Here is a 3218-nt window from a genome sequence, read left to right as displayed (position 1 = left end):
GCCGTCACCGAGCTGGCCGAGGCGGTCGCGAGGCTGGGCCGGCACGAGTGGCCGGTACGGATCACGCCCGCGGTACGGGCGTTCCTCGACGCCGCGGGGGAGGCGCTCGGCGTCGAGCTCGACCCGGAGGATCCCGACACGCTGCTGAAGACGCTCGGCAACATCGGGCGCATCGTCGGGGCCACGGTCCGCAACACCACCAATCCGACCATGCTCCAGGCCGGCTACAAGCACAACGTGATCCCTGGAAGGGCCGAGGCCAGGGTGGACGGGCGGTTCCTTCCCGGATACGAGCAGGAGTTCGAGGCGACGCTGGACGAGGTCCTGGGGCCGCGGGTGAAGCGTGACTACCTCGTGCATGACATCGCCGTGGAGACGGAGTTCAGCGGATCCCTGGTGGACGCGATGAGCACCGCGCTGCAGGCCGAGGACCCGGGCGCGCGGACCGTGCCGTACTGCCTCTCCGGAGGTACCGATGCCAAGTCGTTCAGCACGCTGGGGATCCGGTGCTTCGGATTCGCGCCGCTGAGGCTGCCGCCGGAACTCGACTTCGCCGGCATGTTCCACGGGGTCGACGAGCGTGTTCCCACTCAGAGCCTGAGGTTCGGCGCCCGGGTGCTCGACCGGTTCCTCGATCTCGCCTGAACCGCATCCTGCCGTGAGGCGTCCATCGCCCGTACGGTCACAGGGTGCGGCGCACCCGAAGGATCTTGCGGCGAAGCGTCACCTTGCATGTTCCGTCGGCGTAGCGTCGCAGCCTGGCGAGCTCCCACCGGCCGTACTCGGCCTGTTCGGTGAGGAGCCGGCGAGTTGCCGATCGGGAGGTGCTACGCGGCAGAAAGAGCTGGCGGAACTCGTACTCGGTGGCACGAGCGAACCTGGAGCTCTCGCTCGCGGCCACTGCGTGTTCCATCTACATATCCTGCCACGCCCATTGAACAAGAGCATGTACGGTCGGGGACTGTGACCACTGTTCCCCAGGACCGTGCCCGCTTGCAGGCTGCGCTCGACAACCTGACCGATGCGCTAGAGAACCACATGGAGGCGTGCCTGGCGCGCTCCGGTGAAGCGGACGTGGCCGTCCAGGCCGCGTACACCGCACTGCGGCACGCCGCCGCACAGTATGACGACCTGCTGTTCGAGTTGCGCGACGAGGTCACACCGTGGGAGTTCCCGGAAGGCCCGCACGTCGACATCGAGTACGAGGACAGCGATGCCGAGCCCGCCGCTGTCGGTGTGTTCGTCCGCCGCGACTACGACATCTCGGAGGCCGGCGAGCTTTTGCGTGCCGGAAGGGAGGCCTACGGTGAGATCTACCCGGCCGATCCGGAAGAGGCTGCCGTCGCCGACGTCACCCATGCCGGTCGTGCCCTGTACCAGCTGCTGCACGCGTACGGGGTGGACGGGCTCGACCTGCGTGCGGAGGGCTCTGGCCTGCAACCTCGTGGGGGAACGGTATGGGTTCAGGAACTTGCCGAGGGTGACACGGAGACGCTCGTCAACGAGCCGTTCGGTGTGATCGACGACGATATGCTCATCTACCGGCTCGACGAGGTCGTGGAGGTCGACGAGGAGCGCTGACGTCGACGACGGCCACGGCGGACGCTCACTCTTGGCGGATCGTTCTCCCACCGTTGACCTGTAGGTGGGAAACGGGTGAAAGTGTGAGTCCACGACCGGTGGTCCGACCGGCGTCCGTCGACCACGAGGAGCGCGCAGGTATGGGTCAGTCGTTGCGGAGGATCCGGCCACTGTTACTCGGATCTGTGATGACAGTGCTGGTGGCGACGCTGCCGGCGGGGGCCAGCCCGGAATCGGAGACCGAGTTCAGGGTCAACCCGTACCTGCAGAACCCGGCATCCGACGCCATGACGATCACCTGGTTCACCTCCACCCCCGATCCCGGCGAGCTCGTCGTCCGCGGACCCGGCCTGCGCGGCGGTGCCGAATACGTCACGGAGCCTGCTCACGAGACGGCGCTCGAGTACACCGAAGCTGAACTCACCCAGGAGATCGACGGGCTGGAGCCCGGGTCCTGGCTGCATGACGGGGAGAACTACAAGCACACCGTCGATGTGACCGGCCTGCGACCGGGCAGGCACTATGTCTATACCGTGACGGTGGGGTCGGCGAGGCACCGCGCGAGCTTCACGACGGCACCGAGCGCCGACCGCTGGAAGGACGTCCGGTTCGTCGCACTGTCCGACGCGGAGACGGAGCCGCGAGGCCGGGTCCAGCGGCGCGAATGGGCCCCAGGTGCGCTGGCCGACGACGGGGTGGACCGGCCGGTCGCGGACGAGGGAGGCGTGTGGGACCAGACGTTCGGCACCACGGTGCTGTCGCAGGTCCGCACGTTGCGTTACATGTTGACCGAGGACGAGGGCTATCGGCGCAACCTCGAGGTGATCGAGGACCGCGACCCGGACTTCGTGATGATGCCAGGGGATCTCGTTCAGGGTGGCGGGTACCAGCCGGGCTGGGACGAGTTCTTCCGGCACAACGCGGGGGAGCTGAGCAGCGGCCTGTCGTCCCGGCCGATCCTCCCCGCCCTGGGGAACTGGGAGAACTACGGGGCGTTGAACGGCGGCTACGGCACACCGGAGGATCGTTCTCCGGTGGTGCGAGGCCGGGAGAAGTACCACGCGTACTTCGATTCCCCGGACAACGGCACGGCGGCGCACCGGGACAACTACTACCGCGTCGACTACGGGCCGGTCACGGTGATCACGTTGGACAGCTCCAACGGTGAGCCGGACGATTCCCCGGACGACTATCCCGACGACGAGAAGGCGACCGGCCAGGAGTACCGCGGGCCGGGCACCGATACGCAGAACAACTACACCCGCGGGCAGTACGAGGCGGCCGGCGGCACGGACCTGTCCGACTTCAACCAGGGAAGCGTCCAGTGGGACTGGGCGGAGCAGCAGCTGGCGGACGCCCGTAGCCAGGGCCAGGTCGTCTTCGTGCAGTTCCACCACTCGGCCTACAGCAGCGGCGAGCACGGCTTACCGATGTACCACGAGCTGACCAGCGGGCAGGGCGGTACGCCGATGCGGCAGTACCACTCCCTGTTCGAGCAGTACGGGGTCGCCGCCGTGTTGTCCGGCCATAGTGAGATGTTCGAGCGGAGCTTCGTCGATTCCGACGACGACGGCGTGGGTGTGCACTACTACGACGTCGGGGTGGCCGGGGACGGATTGCGCGGCGAGCGCCGCGAT

4 protein-coding genes are annotated in these 3218 nt (G+C 67.6%); 3 read left to right on the top strand and 1 reads right to left on the bottom strand.

Annotated features, from left to right (window positions below; genetic code table 11):
• The coding region (locus tag ELR45_RS40190) for a M20/M25/M40 family metallo-hydrolase (protein WP_240759029.1) at positions 1-645 on the top strand (645 nt) is incomplete at its 5' end.
• 37 nt (positions 646-682) lie between these two features.
• Here the strand turns inward: ELR45_RS40190 and ELR45_RS00405 are convergent.
• On the bottom strand, positions 683-913 hold the full coding sequence (locus ELR45_RS00405; protein ID WP_129662553.1) for a DUF5703 family protein: 231 nt from the start codon (positions 911-913) through the stop codon (positions 683-685).
• A 50-nt stretch (positions 914-963) separates the two neighbouring features.
• Here ELR45_RS00405 and ELR45_RS00400 point away from each other — a divergent pair, with 50 nt between their 5' ends.
• Entirely contained in the window at positions 964-1581 is a 618-nt protein-coding gene (locus ELR45_RS00400; RefSeq protein ID WP_129662552.1) for a hypothetical protein, read from the top strand.
• 188 nt (positions 1582-1769) lie between these two features.
• The coding region (locus tag ELR45_RS00395) for a purple acid phosphatase family protein (RefSeq protein ID WP_240759028.1) at positions 1770-3218 on the top strand (1449 nt) is incomplete at its 3' end.

It is taken from the genome of Phytoactinopolyspora endophytica, assembly GCF_004138495.1.
Lineage (GTDB): Bacteria > Actinomycetota > Actinomycetes > Jiangellales > Jiangellaceae > Phytoactinopolyspora > Phytoactinopolyspora endophytica.
The sequence above is the reverse complement of the archived record's forward strand: the minus strand, read 5'-3'. Positions and strand labels throughout refer to the sequence as shown.